The 20137-nt window shown below is 38.6% G+C and carries 16 protein-coding genes; 6 read left to right on the top strand and 10 right to left on the bottom strand.

All coding sequences use genetic code 11. From position 1 onward, the window contains the following. Positions 1-103: 103 nt before the first annotated feature. The 3 genes from AC0INN_RS06545 to AC0INN_RS06535 form a co-directional block, all read right to left on the bottom strand. Positions 104-1237 (bottom strand): FAD-dependent oxidoreductase, encoded by a 1134-nt coding sequence (locus tag AC0INN_RS06545; protein WP_373428007.1) that lies wholly within the window; start codon positions 1235-1237, stop codon positions 104-106. 52 nt (positions 1238-1289) lie between these two features. Continuing rightward, positions 1290-2120, bottom strand: a complete 831-nt coding sequence (locus tag AC0INN_RS06540) for an AraC family transcriptional regulator (protein WP_273648068.1) — start codon at positions 2118-2120, stop codon at positions 1290-1292. A gap of 182 nt (positions 2121-2302) precedes the next feature. After that, complete coding sequence (locus tag AC0INN_RS06535) at positions 2303-3493, bottom strand: MFS transporter (protein ID WP_273648067.1); 1191 nt, start codon at positions 3491-3493, stop codon at positions 2303-2305. An 87-nt stretch (positions 3494-3580) separates the two neighbouring features. Here AC0INN_RS06535 and AC0INN_RS06530 point away from each other — a divergent pair, with 87 nt between their 5' ends. The 5 genes from AC0INN_RS06530 to AC0INN_RS06510 all read left to right on the top strand — a co-directional run bounded on the left by AC0INN_RS06530 (position 3581) and on the right by AC0INN_RS06510 (position 7108). Then, positions 3581-4429 (top strand): AraC family transcriptional regulator, encoded by an 849-nt coding sequence (locus AC0INN_RS06530; protein ID WP_172282620.1) that lies wholly within the window; start codon positions 3581-3583, stop codon positions 4427-4429. A gap of 107 nt (positions 4430-4536) precedes the next feature. Further along, positions 4537-4824, top strand: coding sequence for a 7(1) septoil knot domain-containing protein (locus AC0INN_RS06525; protein ID WP_172282622.1), 288 nt, complete (start codon positions 4537-4539; stop codon positions 4822-4824). Positions 4825-5002: 178 nt separating this feature from the next. After that, positions 5003-5422 carry a cupin domain-containing protein gene (locus AC0INN_RS06520; RefSeq protein WP_273648066.1) on the top strand — a complete coding sequence of 140 codons (420 nt, stop codon included), beginning with the start codon at positions 5003-5005 and terminating at the stop codon, positions 5420-5422. Between the two features lie 220 nt (positions 5423-5642). Then, positions 5643-6395 (top strand): SDR family oxidoreductase, encoded by a 753-nt coding sequence (locus AC0INN_RS06515; protein WP_273648065.1) that lies wholly within the window; start codon positions 5643-5645, stop codon positions 6393-6395. Further along, positions 6365-7108 carry a succinate dehydrogenase cytochrome b subunit gene (locus AC0INN_RS06510; RefSeq protein ID WP_273648064.1) on the top strand — a complete coding sequence of 248 codons (744 nt, stop codon included), beginning with the start codon at positions 6365-6367 and terminating at the stop codon, positions 7106-7108. Before AC0INN_RS06515 ends, AC0INN_RS06510 begins: the two co-directional genes overlap by 31 nt. Before the next feature lie 227 nt (positions 7109-7335). Here AC0INN_RS06510 and AC0INN_RS06505 read toward each other — a convergent pair whose 3' ends face one another. From AC0INN_RS06505 to AC0INN_RS06480, 6 genes are all read right to left on the bottom strand, one after another. Then, entirely contained in the window at positions 7336-8085 is a 750-nt protein-coding gene (locus AC0INN_RS06505; protein WP_273648063.1) for a DeoR/GlpR family DNA-binding transcription regulator, read from the bottom strand. Then, positions 8079-9176, bottom strand: a complete 1098-nt coding sequence (locus tag AC0INN_RS06500; protein ID WP_306612390.1) for an MFS transporter — start codon at positions 9174-9176, stop codon at positions 8079-8081. Before AC0INN_RS06500 ends, AC0INN_RS06505 begins: the two co-directional genes overlap by 7 nt. A 233-nt stretch (positions 9177-9409) precedes the next feature. After that, positions 9410-10102 carry an MgtC/SapB family protein gene (locus AC0INN_RS06495; RefSeq protein ID WP_172282632.1) on the bottom strand — a complete coding sequence of 231 codons (693 nt, stop codon included), beginning with the start codon at positions 10100-10102 and terminating at the stop codon, positions 9410-9412. A 272-nt stretch (positions 10103-10374) separates the two neighbouring features. After that, a complete protein-coding gene (locus AC0INN_RS06490; protein ID WP_273648062.1) occupies positions 10375-11034 on the bottom strand; it encodes a phosphatase PAP2 family protein in 660 nt (219 codons plus the stop codon). Positions 11035-11266: 232 nt separating this feature from the next. Further along, on the bottom strand, positions 11267-12730 hold the full coding sequence (locus AC0INN_RS06485) for a RagB/SusD family nutrient uptake outer membrane protein (protein ID WP_306612388.1): 1464 nt from the start codon (positions 12728-12730) through the stop codon (positions 11267-11269). Positions 12731-12736: 6 nt separating this feature from the next. Next, positions 12737-15694: a SusC/RagA family TonB-linked outer membrane protein gene (locus AC0INN_RS06480; RefSeq protein ID WP_273648060.1), complete on the bottom strand. Its 2958-nt coding sequence runs from the start codon at positions 15692-15694 to the stop codon at positions 12737-12739. A gap of 564 nt (positions 15695-16258) precedes the next feature. Here AC0INN_RS06480 and AC0INN_RS06475 point away from each other — a divergent pair. Then, positions 16259-17077, top strand: a complete 819-nt coding sequence (locus AC0INN_RS06475; protein WP_306612385.1) for a DUF2490 domain-containing protein — start codon at positions 16259-16261, stop codon at positions 17075-17077. A gap of 4 nt (positions 17078-17081) precedes the next feature. Here the strand turns inward: AC0INN_RS06475 and AC0INN_RS06470 are convergent, their stop codons facing one another. Then, positions 17082-20135: a DNA polymerase III subunit alpha gene (locus AC0INN_RS06470; protein WP_306612383.1), complete on the bottom strand. Its 3054-nt coding sequence runs from the start codon at positions 20133-20135 to the stop codon at positions 17082-17084. Between the last annotated feature and the right edge of the window lie 2 nt (positions 20136-20137).

Here is a 20137-nt window from a genome sequence, read left to right as displayed (position 1 = left end):
AGGTTAAACAAGTAATTTAATCAAATGATTAAATTTATTTTTATAAAGATATAACCTGAGTTGCGTCAACCCAGGCTATATCTCTTTATGCAGTAGGTTATTGTTATTCAAAAAGCTGTAGGAAAGAAAAATCGGGATCGCGCATTTCTGCCTCGTTAACGGCGGATTCCTGTTGGGCTTCAGCTGCATACTTTATCATTTTCTGTTCATAATCTTTTATAGCTGCTTCTACAGTTTCAAAACTACCTTCAGTAAGATTTTCAGATAAGGTAAGGGCATCTACCAGGCCAATGTTTACACCCTGTCCGGCAAAAGGAGGCATCAGATGGGCTGCATCACCGATCAAAGTTATGGGAAGCGGTCTGCTATCTTTCCACTGTTTTAATGGTAATTTTCGGGTTGGTAATCCAACGAAGAAGGAAGTTGCCTGAAATACTTCCTGATAAGGTTTGCCCCAATCCGGTAATCTTTCGGAAAGAAACTGAATTACACTTTCTTTATCCTGAAAGTCCAAAGCATGGCCCTGATCCCATTCTTGAGGTTTTTGTATAATTAAACCATAAGTCAGCGAACCATTGTTATAAGGATTGGCAACGAATAAGCTTCCTTGGTTTGAAGTCATGAGCCTGCTTCCATCACACAGCCCGTACATTTGAGGAGAATTGATCTCAGGCTGCGGAACATCACCCTGGATAATAAAGCTACCGGTTTCTTCGATTTCGGCATCGGTGACATAGTTTCTGACTTTTGACATTCCTCCGTTGGCAACAATCACTAGATCAGCTGTTGCATCGGGCTGGTTTTCGAATTGTAGCAACCATTTGCCATTATGTTCTGTGAGATTGGTCAGCTTTCTGTTCCAGATAACGGTATCTGGAGCTAAGCTTTCCAGCAGGATATTTCTTAGCTGATTTCTGTTGATTTCAGGATTATCATACCGGTTTTCCGGAGTTGGCTTTCTGGTATGTAAAGTATTGCCTTGTTGATCGGCAAATATAATTCCCATGGGAATTGCGGTTGTATAGTAGTTTTCAAGCAGTCCGGCCTTTTTAATGGCCTCCTGTCCTGAACCTTTATGAAGATCGAGCGTCCCACCCCATATTCTGGTTTGGGCGTCAAAGTCTCTTTCATAAACGGCTACATTGACTTCTTTTTGCTGAAGTAGTCTGGCCATAGTTAAACCTACAGGTCCGCCACCGATGATCGCTACTTTTTTGTCTTTTAATAAATATTGCATGTCTTTTAATTTGTATGTTAATTTCCATACAAATGTCAGAAATGCAGTAAGCTTAGGATTGTACAAATGCGACAAAATCATTGCTTACCAATCGTTGTCCTTTTTTAGCTTTTTTAGCGAACGCAGCAGGAGTAATACCGGTATACCGTTTAAACTCTCTGCTTAAATGGGATTGGTCCGTATATCCAAAATCAACAGCCAACCCGGCTAGATTAACATCAGGATGCAGCCATAAATGATTTCTGGCCTGCTCAAAACGCATCAGACCCGATACATCCTTAACGGTGTGACCGGATGATTCTTTAAATTTTCTTTCTAAAGTTCTTACTGTTGCATGAGCCGCTTCAGCGACCTGGCTGACGGGTAAAGTACCTTTGGCCTTTGTCATGGCAACTCCTGCTTTGAATAACATGCTGTCGGTAGAAACATGTGAACGCAGTTTAAGGAAATATTGTTTTAGCTGATCTATAGCTTCTTCTTTTCTACCTTGCTGAATCAATGCATCCAATGTGGAATGAAGCTGTGCTATTGGGTGTTCAAAAGTATGTACCCCTACTTTACCGGAAGGAAGTTCCAGCAAATCGAAAACCGTCCATGGGAAACATCTTACCGCGATAATCTCCAGCCGGTTGGCCATATGGAAATGAACAGGCTGATTGAGCAGCCCCATCATAAATGGCGAAGGTAACGGATGAAGAATTCCGTTTTGAGCAACGCTGCATTCGCCACTGAAATAAAAAATAATTTCAGCATAGCCATCAGGAGTTACTTCAAAGACGGATTGAGCTTCTGTTGAATCCCTCCTGTTGTACCAGAAACATTTTATAGTATCCTGTAATTGTTCCGGGACATCAAATTCCTGATGATACATTTCGGGAGGCATAATAAATGGATGTTGGTATTAAAGCTATATTTAAAAAGTAATACTAAATTAAAAATAAAATGGTCACGATTGATCATAACCCAAGAAGAAATAATCTCAATACAATCTTTTTCTGCAGAATATTCAGAATAAAAACTGTATTGAGATGAGGAGAAAAAATTTATTATTTAGTCAAATATGATTTATTCGCAAACTGCAGGAGAAATTGTTATTTCTTCTTTTTCCTCAGCTTCTGATTCTATTTCTATTTTTTTCGGAAAAGTAATAAAGCTGATGGCGAGTGTAACTCCCAATAATGCAATGCTGATCCAGACAATTTGATGAATTCCATATTTTGCAATAATTAAACCACCCACAAGAGCTCCTAATGATATCCCGATATTGTAGCAGGAAGTCAGCAGGCTGTTGACAAATTCAAGGGCGCTGTGAGGGACTGCCTGGGTGGTACGGATATTAGGAACCAGGAAGCCTCCGGTGTGTATCATTCCCCAAAGGGAAAGAATCAGAACCATCGCCACAAAAATTCCCCCGAAGTAATAGGCTAATATCTGAACGGCAATCAGAGACACAAAAAACAATCGTACGGTAACAAGTAAATTTCTGTTTAGTGCAATCCCCATAAGCCAGTTCCCCAGAATTCCCATACTTCCGAATAAAAGAAGCATTACACTTATTTCTGCTCCATTCATCCGCGTAATTTTTTCCAGATAAGCCGCCAGATAGGTATAGCTTGAAAACATAGCTGCCAATGTAAGAATAGTCGAGATCAGATTGACCCAAAGTTGTGGACTTTTTAATACGTATAATTGATTTTGTGATGTTTTATCTTTACTTGCGGGCATGGACGGAACAAAGAATAATAATCCTAAAAACGCAATCAGGCTCACAAAACTTCCCATATAAAAAGAGGCTTGCCAGTTATTAAAGAAATCCGCTGCATAGGTGGTAAGCGGAACTCCTAAAACGGTAGCCAAACTAAGTCCTGCCATTACCACAGAAACGGCTTTAGCACCACCCTGTTTAAATGCAATTGCCATTGAAATATTCCAGAACAGCGGATGCAAAAACGCAGGTAGAACCCGTGCTACCATCAACATGGTAAAACTGGTTGAAATAGAAGAAAGAAGATTTGATAATACAAATACACCAAGCACCATACATAATAAAAGCTTACGGTTGATCTTAGTGGTAAATGCAGTGATAAAAGGAGATGAAACAGCCACAGTAAGTGCAAAAGCACTTAACAGCCAACCGGCTGTATCTATAGATACATTAAATTCCCTGCTGATGTTGGGTAGAATTCCAATTACCCCAAATTCTGTAGTAATGATTCCAAAAGCTCCCAGAGCCAAAATATAAATCGATCGTTTCATGATGAGTCTTAAAATTATTCCACAAAATTGGACAGATTTTTTTTAATAAATCAGTATATTTTAATGATAATTGAGTAATTTTGCAGGATGAATAAAGAAAATATAGACCGATTGGTAGATGTAGAGTACTGTAAAACAGAAAAGTGCCCCGTAAGGAATCTGCAGTTTTCTTTTTTTCAGATGGTCTATGTTATCTCCGGATCAGGATTTTTAGAAATCAATGATAATAAAGTTACCTACAACAAAGGTAGCCTGATCATGCTCACTCCTAATGACCAGCATTATTTTGAGATTTCTGAGATCTCAGAATTTTTATTTGTTAAATTCAGTGAGAATTATGTAAGAGAATACAATTGGAAAAGCATAAACTGTATTGAATGCTTATTGTATCATGCTTCACATCTGTCAGGCTGTGTTTTGAAAAACAAGCCGGATGAATTCCTGGTAAAATCAATCGTAGATTCACTTCTGCACAATATGAAGCATAGTGATCTTTATCAGGAGGATCTCACACTTCATTATGTAAACGCATTAATTGTGATTGCAGCAAGAAATATTTCTAAGATGAGGCCCGTCAATGCAACGGTGAATGCAGACAAAAGAATGTTATCGATCATCGGTCACATTCAGACCCATATCTATGACCCACAACAGCTGAAGGCTTCTGTGATCAGTCAGAAATTTGGATTATCTGAAACTTATTTGGGAAGCTATTTTAAGAATCAATGTGGAGAAACTATTCAGAACTATATCTATAACTACAAAATGCGATTGATTGAGCACAGACTGATGTTCAGTGATATGCGGATCAATGAAATCGTAAGCGAGTTTGGTTTTGCGGATGAAAGCCACCTCAATAAGTTTTTCAAAAAGCGCCACAAGATCAGTTTAACCGAATTCAGAAAATCTAAACAGAAGGTTAAAGAAATGGTTTAATGGAAGGAGATATAAAGCATTGTGATCCATTAAATTATAATTTACTACCTTTAGGCCTACGGAATTGATTCAATACCGAAATATAATAACTCCAAAACACCGAACACATGCCAAGTATTAGTATTAAAAATTTTCAATCTAAAAATGATCTTGTAGTTTATGAAACTGATGTTGAAAGCTCAGCTGATCTACTGGTCTATAAAACAAACTCTAAACTGAAAGCTCTGGAAAATGAAGCGTTCTGGTATATTGAGAAACTGGAGAACAGCTCGGATCGTTCGATTTGTTTTTCCAATTCCAAAGCCGCTGCAGATTTATCAATTCATTATGTGGGTAATGATGCCAGTGCCGGATGGCAGGGCGAGCACCCGTTGAAAGGTAAGCTTAAAAGCTGATCCATTTACTGAATCATAGAAATTATATTTTTTATAATAGAAAACCACTGTATTGCAGTGGTTTTTTGTTGGGAACAGAATGAATTTTAAAGTAATATTTCTTAAACCAGTTTAAGCTTATATGGCTTTTTTATTTTCAGTTTTGCTTTAGTAATAATCAAAGAAAAAACTGGATACAATGAAAAAATCAGCAATCATTCCTATTGCCTTTTGTTTTGCTTTTGTGATGAATGCAAAAGCACAACATTCCGGGGATTCAGCATCTGAAATCCCACCACGTGTTATCTTCAAACAATTCATAGAAACTTCCGGGCTTAAAGAGCAGGAAGTAAAAATGGTTATCGTTAATTTTTCTCCGGGTGAAGTCTCTGCGCCACACCGGCATCCTATTCCTACTTTTGGTTACGTTTTAGAGGGTGAACTGGAATCTACCTTTGATGGTAAAGTATATCATTATAAAGCCGGCGATGCCTTTTATGAAAAACCAGACGGACTACATTCAGGAACGAGAAATATGAGTAAAGATAAGCCAGCCAGGCTTCTTGCCTTTTTTGTCGGAGATAAAGGGAAACCATTTTTAGTTCCGGAAAAAAAATAAAGTTTCTCAATCTGCATTTCACTTCTGGAGAAGGACATTTTACAAATTTGATAAGCCTCATTTTTAATTTTTAAAATGAGGTTTTTTATTATTTTATTCTGCTGAGATTATGAATCCCATTTTGTAGAAATCTGAATGGTTAGCATTTTCTTAAACCAGTTTAAGCAGATATAGCTTTTTTATTTCCAGTTTTGTTGTATTAATAATCAAAACAAAAAAAATGAAAATTGTAATCATCGGAGGTAGCGGACTTATAGGAAGTCAGCTAACAAATATTCTTAAAAATGAACATGAAGTTATCTCTGCTTCACCAAGTTCCGGCGTTAATACAATTACCGGAGAAGGTCTTGATGAGGCCCTTAAAGAAGCTCATGTAGTGATTGATGTATCGAATTCACCATCATTCGCAGATGATGATGTGATGACCTTTTTCAAAACTTCCACCCATAATTTGTTGTCCGCGACAAAGAAAGCCGGACTGCAGCATTATGTTGCGCTATCAGTAGTAGGAACAGATAAATTGCAAGAGAGTGGATATTTTAGGGCTAAGCAAACTCAGGAAGATATGATCAGAGAGTCTGGAATACCATTTACCATTGTTCATGCCACACAATTTTTTGAATTTGCGGGAGGGATTGCAACGATAGGAACATCAGACGGAAAAGTATGGCTTTCAGATGCATTTGTTCAGCCTATGGCAAGTGCTGAAGTCGCTGCATTTATGAGTAAAATCGCAGTTGAAAAACCCGTCAATGAAATGATTGAAATAGGAGGTCCGGATCAAATAAGACTGGATGACTGGATAAAGCAATATATTGTATCAACCGGAAAAGATATTCAGGTTGAAACAGATACGGCTGCACCTTATTCAGGAGCTATACTGGAAGAAAAGACACTGGTTCCGGAACATCCTGCTTATGTAGGAGTGATCAAATATTCTGAATGGATTGCAAAGCCCGAAAACAGGCGTTGATTATCCGGAAGATCTTACATTATCTCAGAAAAGCAGCTATGAACTATCAGAAAAATACCCTGATCACAACTTCCATAGGAAGAAAAGTTGTAATGGCATTAAGCGGTTTATTTCTAATCAGCTTTCTTATTGTACATGCTTCGGTTAATGCGCTTATTTTTTATAATGATCATGGGGAAACATTTGGAATCGGAGCCCATTTTATGGCTACCAATCCTATAATCAGGACGATTGAGGTATTTCTGGTTATTGGATTTATTATTCATATTGCCCAGGGATATATGCTGTGGTATAAGAATAAAAAAGCCAGGCCGGTTGGTTATGCAATAGAAAAAAGGCTGTCAGGAGTTACATGGTATAGTAAAAGCATGACTTTATTAGGGACATTGCTTTTGTTATTCCTGGTTATTCACACCCGAAATTTTTGGATTCCTAATCGAATTCATCAGTTTCAGTCGGGCGAAGAACTTCCCTTGTACCAAATGATGATTGATAAATTCACGAATCCTGTTGAAGTGGTTATATACCTAATTGGATGTTCATCCCTTGCCTGGCATTTGGCCCATGGCTTCCAAAGTGCATTCCGTTCTCTTGGTGGTAACCCCAATAAATTCAATTGCCTGATTCTCAATTTGGGTTATGCTTTTGCCGTTATAATACCATTTACATTGGCGATGATGCCCATTTCGATTTATTTTGGATGGATAAAATAGAGAGAAGTGTGCTCCGGAATATTGATAACAAAATCAACCTGCTCAATAGCAGGTTGATTTTGTTATCATGATAAATATGACTTATCTTACTTATAATATTATGTATTTTTTAATTATAGAGAATCGGCTGAAAAGAAAAAGCCGTTTGTCCTAGAAAAAGAATGACGGTAACATAAGCTTTTAGATTGATTTTTAACATTCAATCGTACAGTTTATAATACTGTTCTCTACACAATCTGAACATTTAACCTCCGGAAAGATTCCAGTTCATCATGATCGGCAGATAGATCTGTAATTAATACATCAAGATCTGAAATATCACAGATTTTAAGGGGTTCTGTCCGTCGGAGTTTATTTTGATTGGCGAGTGCAATTGTTTTTTTTGATGATCTGATCATGGTTCTTTTGGTTTCCGCATCAGTCATAGAAGTTGCTGATGCACCAAAATCTGCATCTATTGCACAGGTTCCCATGATGAAAAGATCTGCAATAAACCGGGACGCTTCATGACAGGTTGCATTTCCTGTAGTAACGGCTAAATCATTATCATAAATTCCTCCCAACAGAATCAGTTCTACCCTTTTGAATTTACTAAGTATAGGAATAAGCGAGGTGTTGTTCGTTATAACCCGGATATTGATAGTTGCCGGCATATAATTCGCAACTGCACAGAGGGTTGTTCCCCCATCTAAAAAGAGGGTCATCCCATCCTTAATGAATTGCTGAGCTTTTAAAGCAATTACATTTTTCTCCTCGGCCAAAAAAGACTGCCTGTCATGAAAAGATAGCGGATCTTTCTCTCTTAAAATAGCACCTCCACGAACCTTGGATAAAAGACCATTGCGGTGAAGCTGCTCTATATCTCTTCGTACCGTGTCTTCAGAAACATTAAGATCTGAGGCAAGGCTCTCAAACATAACTTTCTTTTTTTTCTTTAGCTGGGTCAGGATGACCTCAAAACGTTCTTCTTTTAACATGATGACGAAGTATTTCTGAATTTATATATGATGGCGACCACAACAAATAGCAAAGCTATAATTTCAAATGCAGCAGTCAAAGAAAAATGATGCGCAATAAAGCCTAGTAAAGCAGGACCTGCCAGTGATCCGGCATAACCTATTGTCGTAATTGCAGGAATGGCAACCGTGGAAGAAATTCCTGAAATCCTCCCGCCTTCACTGAAAAATACAGGAACGATATTGGCAGCTCCCAATCCGAGTAATATAAAGCCAAAAAGAGATAGCGGTACCCATGGACTAAACGTTAAAATAATTACTCCCGCTGCAGCAATAATACTTCCGCCTATGACCACTATCCTGCTGTTTAATTTGCTGATAAGGGAGTCCCCCGATAATCTCATAACAGCCATGGCTACAGAAAAAGCAGCATATCCTATCCCTGAAAATTCAGACTCTACGCCTTTATCATCTCTTAGAAATACGGCACTCCAATCCAACATAGCTCCTTCGGAGAGAAAAACCATAAAGCACATGATCCCCAGAATTAAAACTCTCGAATCCATCCATTGAAAACGGGAAGTCGTTTTACTTTCAGGATCCACATGGGAAAACTGGATAATGCTTTTTCTTTCCGTTTCACGATCAAATAAATATCTGAATTGAATGATCAAAAGGAAAATAAGCAAAACGGATATACTTACTGCCGCATAAATCGGATTTAATCCCAGCTTCATAAGAAAACCCAGTCCTAAAGAACCGAAAAGCCCGCCAACACTAAAGAGTCCGTGTAGGGATGACATAATAGGTTTTCCATATTGATTCTGCACCTGTACTCCATGAGCATTCATAGCTACATCAATCGTTCCTATGCTGCACCCGAATGCGAAAAGAACGGCTCCCATAATATAAACATCCGATACAATCAATAGAAAAGGAAGAAGTAATGCACTCAACAAAACGCTTACAGCTATAATTTTCCGGCTCCCTATTTTATTGATCAGGAGTCCTGATAACGGCATCATCAACAAGGCTCCTCCTCCCAGCAAAAGCAACAGTAAGCCTAAATCGGCTTCATCTAATCTAAGCCTGTCTTTAGCAAAGGGAACCATAGGTGCTCAACTCGCAATTCCCAATCCACAAACTAAAAATATAAGCTGGGTAGCTATTTTTGCTTTCTTTACCGTTTCAGAGACCATTAATGTAATTATTTGTTTTGCGAAAATATGCAAATTTGCATTATATCGCAATATTAATCTTGCTTAATGCATAAATCTGCATAAATGAAGCGGATCATTTTGCTGTATAATTCTTAAAGTTGAAAAAGAATTTAAAGAAAGATTTATTAGATATGAGAATTAATCTCAGTTATCCCTTCAATCGTTTTAAACTCATCTAATGCTGAAAGTATTTGAGATGGAGGGGAATTGTAATCAAAGGTAACCTTTAGTTCATCGGATGAGCTGTCCTTACTGCTGTGTATGAATATTTCACTTGTAACCAACTCATATTTAGTGAATATACTTTCAATCTGAGCAAGGCTGATCAGTCCGGAATTATAGAACAAGGTCATGGTTTTACCTTTTGTACTTTTAAAAAGCTTTCTTTCAAATGGTTTTAAAAGAGCCAGAATAACAAGGATGATCACCGTGGCAATGAAGGCTGGAAAATACAAGCCACCCCCAACGGCTAATCCGATACCTGCAACAGCCCACAATCCAGCCGCTGTAGTAAGTCCGATTATAATTTGTGGTCTGAGAAAAAGAATGGTACCGGCTCCCAAAAAGCCTATTCCACTGATGACCTGAGCAGCAATCCTTGAAGGGTCGAGCACAATAGAAGGTTTTCCCATAATATCATTAAAGCCAAAGGCAGAAACAATCATAATTAAAGAAGAACCTACACAAACCAACATATGGGTTCTTAAACCTGCCACCCCTTCTTTCCTTTGTCTGTCCCAACCGACAAGACCACCGAATACAGCAGCAACAAGCAGGCGGATGGCTATTTCCTGATTAGCTAAGTTATAATTAAGCATAATGTTAAGAATTAAAGTGTAACGAATATTCAGAGTGTTTTGCTATTGGACTGAGTTTCAATAAGCAGAAATAAAACAACTCATACGGATATGGTCGCAAAAAAGATACCATTTTGAAGTATTGTTACATCGCGAAAAAGCGAAAAGCCGGAATCGAATAAAGCTGGAAGGTAAAATTGCAGATTTATTGAATTGTAAATTTTGTTTTTTGAGAAGCCGGTTTTATGCAATTTTGCCTTTTCGCCATTATATCACTTTACTATTCAGCAACTTTATGGTGCAGTTCTTATATTTTTCACATAGACGGATCCCAAAGCAAAGAGACAGAGAATCCCTACAATAAATCCGCCTAAAACATCTGTAAACCAATGTGCTCCCAGATAAATACGGGAAAAAGCTCCTGCAAATATCATCAGCAGACATGTGGCAACAAGGAATATACGCACGGTATATTTTATGGTCTTCATATGAAGGAAAATTAGAATCAGCGCTCCGAAAAAAGTGGTATAAAATAAAACGTGTCCGCTTGGAAAACTCTGGTATTGGGTTTTTTCTAAAAGAACGACCAGATCCTGGGAAGGACGCGGTCTGTTGATGATGATTTTAAGGATTAAGCCTACAAGTCCTGATAACAATGTGGATACAATAAATACGGCTTCTTTTCTATACCGTAATAAAACCAGTACAAGGGCAGTAAGGAAAACCATAACCACTGATACCGGGGTTCTTCCCAACCAGCTGATACCTATCATTAATGCGTCAAGATTCCTGGTTTGATTCTCCTGTATTTCTCTGGAAATATGGAGGTCCAGATATTCGGGAGAAATAAAAGTAACAAAAAGGCTCAACAGAATAAACAGCACCACTAAACTCATAAGTATTGCTTTAAATAGAAGTTTTTTATTGGCCTCCAGATAAGTTAGGAATTTCATATTTTAAAAATTAATCAGGATAAAATAAGTACACCAATTTCAAATTAATTTTGAATTGACCAGAGATCAATTAATTTCATTATGGTAATACTGAGCATCTATCATAACAAAATGTGTGCTAATGCGAGGCTATAAGTTGAATTGCCATAGACGTAATATACAAAAAAGCCGGAGTGAAAATACTCCGGCTACAAATTGCTAATAATTTGTTGATACGAATGAATGTGTGTTGCTAATCGTTTTGTTTGATCTGTGGATTGTTATTGATCTCTTTATTAGGAATCTGGAATCTGAATTTATCGGGTGAAAGATTGAATCTGCCAAACGTATGGTTGGTTCCCGGATATATTCTTTCCAGAGGAACATTCAGTCTTTTCATGTCAAACCAGTCATAACCTTCACCCCATAATTCTATCCTTTTTTGCAGGATAATTTCATTGATCAGCTCATTTCCGGTTTTGGTAGATAACGTGTAGGCACTATTTCTTTTCGAAGTGATTTCATACAATACCTGTCTGGCTTCTGCTTCCCTTCCCTGTCTGGCCAGTGCTTCAGCCTGTATGTAATATAATGATGAAGCCCTGATATAGATATAATCACCTTCAAAAAAAGTAGGGTCTTTAAATTTCCAGCTCACATATGCAGGATAGTTTCTTGTTTCTCCATTAAAAGTATAGGCAGTGCTTTGTGCTCCGTTGAATACTTTTTTGCGATAATCCGTTTCTGGAATAGCTTCATACAACCTTTTGTCGATAAGCTTATAGATACCGGCAGCACCGGCATATCCTTTATTGGTATTATCAAACATAGAGAAGAAAGAAGCATAATAATTTCCAATACTCATTGTGGAGGTCGTATTGTGGAAACCCCACAATACTTCCGGATTATTGATATTGGAAAACCCGGTTGTCGTATACTCATTTTCGGTCATCAGTGCTATTCCCTGCTTGTTTTCTTCAGCATATTTTGCTGCTTTTATGTAATCTCCTGTCTGTAAATAAACTTCTGACGCTATAGCTTTTGCCGTTCTTTGGTCTATCTGGGCTCTGGATGGGCGGGCATAGCTATCCAGAAGTATAATAGATTCTTCAATATCACTGGCAATCTGTTTATATACATCTGATATAATTGCTCTGGGAAGTCCCTGGTTTGGATTGCTGCTTGTTAAGACCAAAGGAACTCCCGGCTCCGATTGATGTCCTTTGTAATCGTTGGCGTAAAACCGCACCAGATAAAAATAGGAGTAAGCTCTGAGGGCGAGAAGTTGTCCTTTAATGGCTTTATTATTATTGTTACCATTTTTCTGCAGACCATCCAGAAGTTTATTGATGATAAAGATTCTCGCATAAAATGTAGTCCATACAAATTCGGATGCAGAATTATTGGCATTCGTTGCATCATAATTGTAAAACATTCCCAAATGCTGATTTTTAGCCTGGATAACGTCATTAGACATCAGATCTGATCCTGCTTTTATCGCCATAATTCCAAAATCCGAATGTAAAGTTGTTCCTCCGGCTCCGTTACTGCGGAGATCAAGGTACATTCCACCCAGTATTTTTTCAGGTGCTGACTGATCATTATTCAACTGTTCACCGGAGATATCTCCATCCGGATCTGTATTCAGATCATTGGTACAGCTTGTCATCATAACGCTTATTGACAGGGCTGCTATAAAGTATTGTATTGTTTTCATATTTTCTTAAAATGTTAATTTAAAACCTAGGGAAACACTGGATATTAAAGAGTACCGGTATGGATCGGATACGCCGGTTAATGAAGCTCTCGGATCATAACCTTTTCTTTTAGACCATAGATAAAGGTTGTTTCCTGTAACGTAAATTTTCAGCCCCGATAAACCTGCCTGCTGCGGAAATCCGTCCGGAAGCTGATAGGATAATGTAACATCCTGAAGACTGATATAATCCGATTTTATAAGATAAAGCGTGGAGTTTCCATTCTGATTCGTAGAGGTAAGATCTACCCTTGGAAGCTCTGCACCCGGATTTTCCGGTGTCCATGTTTTGCTTAAATCTGTAGAATAATTAGAAGCATAGCTATCAGAATGGAATAAAGACCTGTAAATATCATCATAGCCGTATCCACCGAACTGATAAGAGAAATTGACAGCCAGGTTAAAACCTTTATAAGTAAAATCAGTTCCGAAACCACCGTATACTTTTGGAATGGCGGATTTACCCGTATTGTAATCTGTTGCATCCTTATAATTCCGGGTAACAGTTGTTTCCTCTTTCTGGGTATTAGGGTTTAATGCTGTACGGTACCATAAAGCATCTCCGTTAGAAGGGTCTACACCTGCAAATTTTTTAAGATAGTAAGTATACCTGTCGCCTCCTTCCGTAAGGATAAAAAGTCCGGAAACAAGGCCTGTATTCCTTTGTTCGGCCGGTAATCTGGTGATTTTATTTTTGTAATGGGTGGCATTCGCATATACATTCCATTGGAATTGATCGGAGTGCAGGATTTCAGCGCTTAGATTGGCCTGGACTCCCCTGTTGATCATATCGCCGATATTACCGTACTTTATGTAGGATCCGGCATTGGACGGCGGTAATGGAAGCGTATAGATCATATCGGATACTTTTCTTTCGAAATAATCTGCATTCAGGCTGATCCTGTTTTGTAGCAGGGATATTTCAAAACCTGCATTCAGGTTTTTGGAAGTTTCCCATTTTAAGTCCTTATTTCCCTGTTTTTTAAGGGAAAGAACGGGCTTGTCATTTCCAAAGTTATTGATGCCATAGATGTCCTGGTATGCATAATAATCCCTTGTTCCGTCATTAAGTAATATGTTATCATTACCCTGCTGACCGTATGAAGCTTTTAACCTTAAGGAGCTGATTACTTTATTATCTTTAAGGAAATCTTCTTTGGCTACATTCCATGCAGCTCCCAGACCATAAAAGGTACCCCATCTGCTATCCGGCGAAAATACAGACGATCCGTCTCTTCGGATATTGGCATTGAAAAAATACTTATTATCATAGTTATAAAGTAATCTGGAAAAGTAGCCTTCTACAGCATATTCATAGCCATTCCCCGATAAATCTGTTATTTTTACAGCATTGTCAAAAGATAACGAGTTGGGTAATAACAGTTGTTGTTTTGATCCGGAAAACCCTTCATTTTTTATTTTATTGAGTTCATGCCCAATAAGGATATTGAAACTATGTTTGTCTAGTTTTTTCTGATAAGTAAGGAGCTGCTGATGGTTTAATGTATGCTTGAATGTGGAGCCCATATTGATGGTTCCCCCGACAGATGATGAAGTTCCTCCGACGGTATTGCCATATCTGAGGTCTTTAAGATTTTCCAGATATGCTCCAAAGTTATAGGTGAAATCCAATCCTTTGACAATTTCGTAATTGAGGCCCAGATTGATGTTGGTGAGATTGCTTGTTGTCCGGAATTTATCCTGCTGAAGATTGGCTACCGGGTTTTCATAGACAGCATAAGACCTTTCTGCTCCGTTTGGACCACTGGAATCCCCGTAATCATAGAGTGGATTTCCATTATTGTCATAAATGATCTGGTAATTATCATTCCTAAGGAAAACAGGATAGAAAGGAGCAATATTTCTTGCAAACTGGAACGGATTGGAAAATCCTCCCGATTCACCAAAATTCTGCTGACTGTAAGTATAGGACAGGCTACTGATCAGTTTTAACTTTGAGGTGATAGTATAATCCAGATTGGATCGTATTCCGAATCTTTCAAAACCGGAAGAAATAAGATATCCCTTGTCATCTAAATAGTTCAGGGAGGTATAGGATTTTATCTGGTCATTATTGGCGCTGATCCCTACATTGGCTTCTCTTCTTAATCCGGGTTTAAAAAGAAGTTTTTTCCAGTTGTCCTGATAGATAAGTTGGGCACTTTTGTTAAAGGTACCATCCTGCCCTATCATTTGACTGAAAGGGACATTGTAGGCATTGTATCTCAAGCTGGTCAGAGCAGTTATTCCAACTTCATGAGGGTTAGTACCGGAAGGAACCGCTCCGGGTTGTGTTAATCTGGCAATTTCACCGATCCTTGCCCGGTTATAATAAGCGGTGTAGTAATCCTGTGGTGAAGTATACACTGAATAATCTTCAACAGATCTGAAATTAACCCCTGTTCTGATATCTGCTTCTATATGAAGGCCTTTGGATTTACCCCTTTTGGTGTTTACAATGATCACACCATTGGCTCCCCTGGAACCATATAATGCGTTGGAAGAAGCATCTTCAAGAAAGGAGATGCTTTCAATGTCAGATCCCGGAATGCTGTTAAGGTTTCCGTTATAAGGAATGCCGTCCAATACGATTAATGGATCACTTGAAGCATTGATCGAACCTATTCCTCTCATTCTGATGACAGGCTGTGAACCTGGCTGACCTGAGGATACTACCTGTACCCCTGCTACTTTACCCCCGATTCCCTGTAAAACATTTCCGTTTTGGAGATTAGCAATATCTTTTGTCTTTAAAGACTGTACGGATCCTGTTATTTCTTCTTTTTTCTGTTTTCCAAAGGCTACCACCACGACTTCTTTTATAGACTGCTCTTTGGTGGAAAGGCTGTCCCTGTTTTGTGCAAAGCCAAATTCTGCAATTAAGATCATGGCCAGTGCACCAATTTTACATTGGTTTTTCTTCATTATATATTAATTTAAGTAGGTTAAAAAATGAGATGGATGCTTACTGTTTTTTTCCGGTAAGAAATAATAATCCTCCTCCCTCCTTTTCCGGGACGGCTATAATAGAGTCGTTAAATTGTACGGGAATTACTTCTGTTTAAAAACCTGTAATTATTGGGTTTTAATTTCTACAGTAAAGGTGGCTTATGACTTCATCATCATGTAGCACATCATAAAATCAAAACACATGTATTGTAACATAAGATCGTGTTGTGAAAGACAGTTGCCTGTACTCCATTCGTCTTGAATGGATACCGTTGCTGTCATCGTGCATAAATAAGGATGAGATGAAGTTTTATTCATGAGAATAAAGTTTATTTTTTTTACTGTGTCAAAAGTATTTAATTCTTCACAAATCTTAACCAAGGAGGGATATGAGATAAATCATATTAGTCTATTAATCTGGTGGACTAATTAAAATTATAACATGGATTCCAGAATTTTTCCAGATTTTGTCCCGATTTTCGACACTTTAAAAGTCATTTAAATAATACGTGGAGTTAAAAAGCCTTTAAATTTGTGATAATGAAGAATGTTTTATGGGAACGACCGTTGAGATTAAAAAAAATTGCCGGAGCCTTATTGCTGTTCGGAAGTCTCTTTTTACAAGCCCAGATCAGCCCGCCGGGTTTAGGGGAAGCCAATACAGCATTCTGGGGTGCATTTGGTGTTCGCCGCAGACTGGATTCATTGGGGAAAAAGCAAACTTTAAGTTATGTTGCGGTAGGCCGTAAAAGTGAACCGGACCGGAATAATTTGTTTTCCAGGCAGGCGATCCTGGTATTGAATCATGAGGTGTATCATTCGTTTGCCCCGCACCAGCAGTACAGTTATGCATTCAGTTATCGTCGTCAGCCTCAATATGATGAGGTCTCCCCTTATGAAAAAGAAGGTATAGAGCAGGAATTCAGGATCTATGGGAGGTATGCATATACTTTTAATCTCGGAGAAAGATGGAAGCTTAAAAATACCGTGCGACAGGAATTCAGAAAGTTTTTTGATCCTGACTTCCATAATGTGGAAGAAGATTTTCAGTTGAGGACCCGTCTTAAAAGCCAGATCACCTATAGCCTGCCATCAGAGAATAGCCAGAAATTGATGCTTAGCGTAGAAGGATTATTTTCTGTGAGCCATCTTAATGAGCCGGATAAGGAATGGACTCCTTTTGGATACCGGGAAATGCGTATTGCTGCTTATTATATGTTTGATATTCCCAATTCTCCTTTTACGGTAGATATCGGTTATATGGATGACCTGATCAGAGACGGCCACAGCATACATAAAGGTGGTGTCCATTATCTTGCCGCTGACCTGATCTGGAATCTGCCTTATAAAAAGAAATAAATATTTATTTAAGCTTGTTTCTGGGGAGCCCGATTTCGTGGGCTTGGGGATAAGGAAGCCTGTTTGTCATACTGACGTCCTCTCTGATCTGTTTATGAATATCGTATTGCATTTCTTTGTCATATGCATATCTTGGATCAGGAATGAATGGCATTTTGGCCATTTTGGTAACCGTAATGGTCGGAAAATGAAAATCAACTTCCACAGTTCCTAAAAGAAGATAGCATCCCCCACCCTGAAATGCATATTTTTCAAGACTGTCCGGAAAATGGGCAGTATCAAAGTAATCGCCGTTCACATCGATCCAGGTTCCGAAATACATCGTTCCTTTTTTGGTAGGGACATGTTTTCTGGAGATGAGGTAGGCCAGCATTTTCACCTGTTTTTTATGGTACTGTAGCAGGTCTTTCACAAAAACGGAACCTCTGTAACCGGTTTTCAGCAAGTCAAAAGGACTGCATGATACGGTAAACCCCAGAATTTCAATTTCATCAAAAGCATCTTCAAAAGTCTCCCTTTTCAGCCGGGGAAGCTTGTATTCCTTAACAGGTTCTTCGATCAGCATCAATCCTCTGTTTTCCGGTTTGAAATTAACCAGGAGCATCCTTACTTCCACCAGTAGTTCGTTTTTCTGTTTTCCGGTAAACCGGAAAGCTCCGATGAAAATAAGTATTTGTGCGGTTTCAAGTCCGACAGGGACTCTTCGGATAAAATCCTCCAGGGATTTATAATTCCCGTTTCTGGCTCTTTCCTCAACGATAAAATGGGCAATCCTGGTTTCAAGCCCCTGTAAATGCATTAACCCGAGATAAATTTCTTTTCCGTGCAGGGTGGTTTGAAAATCACTGGTGTTCACGCAAGGGTTGCAGACAATTCCACCCGACATTTTGGTTTCATGAATGTACACCTCGGTGCGGTAAAATCCACCCATGTTATTGATCACGGAAACCATAAACTCTAGAGGGTAATATACTTTCAGATATAAACTCTGATAACTTTCTACAGCATAGGAAGCCGAATGGGCTTTACAGAAAGAATAACCAGCAAACGATTCTATCTGGCGGTATGCTTCAGCAGTCAGTTCCAACGAATGTCCTTTATCTTCACAGGATTTAAAGAAATTTGCTTTTACTTCCCGAAGCTTTTCAATGGAGCGGCCTTTCCCGCTCATCGCTCTCCGGAGAATATCTCCATCTGCTAATGTTAATCCTCCAAAATACTGGGAAATTTTGATCACATCTTCCTGATACACCATGATTCCATAAGTTTCTTTCAGATGTTCTTCAAATACGGAATGAAAATATTCAAACTGGTCGGGATGGTTATGCCGGAAGATGTATTCGCGCATCATTCCGCTTTGGGCAACACCGGGTCTGATAATGGAAGAAGCCGCCACTAAAATTTTATAGTTATCGCATTTCAACCTTCGCAAGAGCCCCCGCATGGCAGGACTTTCAATATAAAAACAACCTATTGTTCTGCCTTGTGCCAGATATTCATTACACACTTCTTCATCTTTGGAAATTGAGGTATCCCGAATATCTATATCAATATTCCTTGTTTTTTTGATCAACTTAACGGTATCGTTAATGGTTCCTAAACCTCTTTGGGAAAGGATATCAAATTTTTCAAAACCGATATCTTCAGCAACATTCATATCGAACTGGACAATGGGAAATCCTTTAGGAGGCATTTCAAGGGCTGTAAAATGGGTAATAGGCTCTTCCGAAATCAGAATTCCGCAAGCATGCATACTCCTTTGATTAGGAAATTTTTCTAATAATTTACCATATTTATGAACATGCTCTATAACCAGGTTTTTATCATGCAGTTCCATCCGTTGGCTGGTCAGCTCGTCCAGTTCTTCTTTTGGCAGACCAAAAACCTTTCCTACTTCACGCAATATCGATTTGTACTTAAATTCAACATTAGTTCCGCAAAATGCGACATGTTCTTTTCCATAGCGATCAAAAATATATTGCAGAATAGCATCCCTTTCCTGCCAGCTCCAGTCAATATCAAAGTCTGGAGGGGTCTTCCTATTCAGATTGAGGAAGCGTTCAAAATACAGATCCAGTTCCAGCGGACAAATATCCGTAATTTCCAGGCAGAAACTTACGATACTGTTGGCTCCACTTCCCCGTCCTACATGCATAAATCCCATTCTGTTGCTGTATCTTATAATATCCCAGACGATCAGGAAGTAGGAGCTGAAATTGAGTTCATCAATTACTTTAAGCTCCATTTCAACCCTTGCTCTGGCAATTTCATGATCTAAGCCATAGCGTTTTTTTAATCCTAAATAGGCCAGTCTGGTCAGCATTTTAAGGTCTCCTTCTTTGGACCGGGTGTAATGTAATTTATTTTTAACTCTCTTATAGTCAAACTCAAAATGACAGGAATTGAGAATATGCTGTGTATTTTTAATAATTTCTGGATACTGATAAAAAGCATCACGGATACTTTGTTCCCGTTTGAAATATTCCGTTTTATGGCAGGTGCCATCTTCAGTCAGTTTACTGAGGAGTGTATTGTTATCTATGGCCCGAAGAATACAGTGCAGGTTATAATCCTTTCTGGTGGCGAATGTTATCGGATGCAGTACCACCATTTTATGGATGAGGTTCTGATATTCAGTACGGATAAGAAGTGTCAATTCTTCCTCCCGGATCCCTATAAACTCATTTTCTCTAAGTGTTTCAGGAATATTTTCTTTAGGATAGATCACAAATACATTGGCAAATTGCGGAGCGGCTTCCGTGAGGTCTTTTCCATTGCAGTTATAATCCGTAATCATTTGGTTGATCTCTCCAATCCCGCTGAATTCCTTTGCAATAGCGATATAAAGAAGCCTACCCTCTTTCCTTATTTCAACTCCGGCGATGGGTTTTATACCACATTGGTCACATAACGTTTTAAATTCGTAGATTCCGGTAATGGTATTGATATCCGTTAAAACCAATTCCCGGACTCCTGATTCCTGAGCTTGTTTTACCAGCTCTTTGATGGATAGTGTGCCATAACGAAGGCTGTGGAAAGAATGACAATTGAGAAACATAG

This window comes from Chryseobacterium subflavum, from assembly GCF_055762745.1.
This window is presented reverse-complemented; position numbering and strand designations above follow the sequence as displayed.

What these genes read in the sequence shown, in the direction of transcription:
- AC0INN_RS06525 (WP_172282622.1), top strand. Translation starts at nt 4,537, where the DNA reads ATGCCAAGTATTAGTATTAAAAATTTTCAATCTAAAAATGATCTTGTA.
- AC0INN_RS06495 (WP_172282632.1), bottom strand. Translation starts at nt 10,102, where the DNA reads ATGCTTAATTATAACTTAGCTAATCAGGAAATAGCCATCCGCCTGCTT.
- AC0INN_RS06505 (WP_273648063.1), bottom strand. Translation starts at nt 8,085, where the DNA reads ATGTTAAAAGAAGAACGTTTTGAGGTCATCCTGACCCAGCTAAAGAAA.
- AC0INN_RS06530 (WP_172282620.1), top strand. Translation starts at nt 3,581, where the DNA reads ATGAATAAAGAAAATATAGACCGATTGGTAGATGTAGAGTACTGTAAA.
- AC0INN_RS06485 (WP_306612388.1), bottom strand. Translation starts at nt 12,730, where the DNA reads ATGAAAACAATACAATACTTTATAGCAGCCCTGTCAATAAGCGTTATG.
- AC0INN_RS06470 (WP_306612383.1), bottom strand. Translation starts at nt 20,135, where the DNA reads ATGTTTCTCAATTGTCATTCTTTCCACAGCCTTCGTTATGGCACACTA.
- AC0INN_RS06535 (WP_273648067.1), bottom strand. Translation starts at nt 3,493, where the DNA reads ATGAAACGATCGATTTATATTTTGGCTCTGGGAGCTTTTGGAATCATT.
- AC0INN_RS06515 (WP_273648065.1), top strand. Translation starts at nt 5,643, where the DNA reads ATGAAAATTGTAATCATCGGAGGTAGCGGACTTATAGGAAGTCAGCTA.
- AC0INN_RS06500 (WP_306612390.1), bottom strand. Translation starts at nt 9,176, where the DNA reads ATGGTTCCCTTTGCTAAAGACAGGCTTAGATTAGATGAAGCCGATTTA.
- AC0INN_RS06475 (WP_306612385.1), top strand. Translation starts at nt 16,259, where the DNA reads ATGAAGAATGTTTTATGGGAACGACCGTTGAGATTAAAAAAAATTGCC.
- AC0INN_RS06510 (WP_273648064.1), top strand. Translation starts at nt 6,365, where the DNA reads ATGGATTGCAAAGCCCGAAAACAGGCGTTGATTATCCGGAAGATCTTA.
- AC0INN_RS06480 (WP_273648060.1), bottom strand. Translation starts at nt 15,694, where the DNA reads ATGAAGAAAAACCAATGTAAAATTGGTGCACTGGCCATGATCTTAATT.
- AC0INN_RS06490 (WP_273648062.1), bottom strand. Translation starts at nt 11,034, where the DNA reads ATGAAATTCCTAACTTATCTGGAGGCCAATAAAAAACTTCTATTTAAA.
- AC0INN_RS06540 (WP_273648068.1), bottom strand. Translation starts at nt 2,120, where the DNA reads ATGCCTCCCGAAATGTATCATCAGGAATTTGATGTCCCGGAACAATTA.
- AC0INN_RS06545 (WP_373428007.1), bottom strand. Translation starts at nt 1,237, where the DNA reads ATGCAATATTTATTAAAAGACAAAAAAGTAGCGATCATCGGTGGCGGA.
- AC0INN_RS06520 (WP_273648066.1), top strand. Translation starts at nt 5,003, where the DNA reads ATGAAAAAATCAGCAATCATTCCTATTGCCTTTTGTTTTGCTTTTGTG.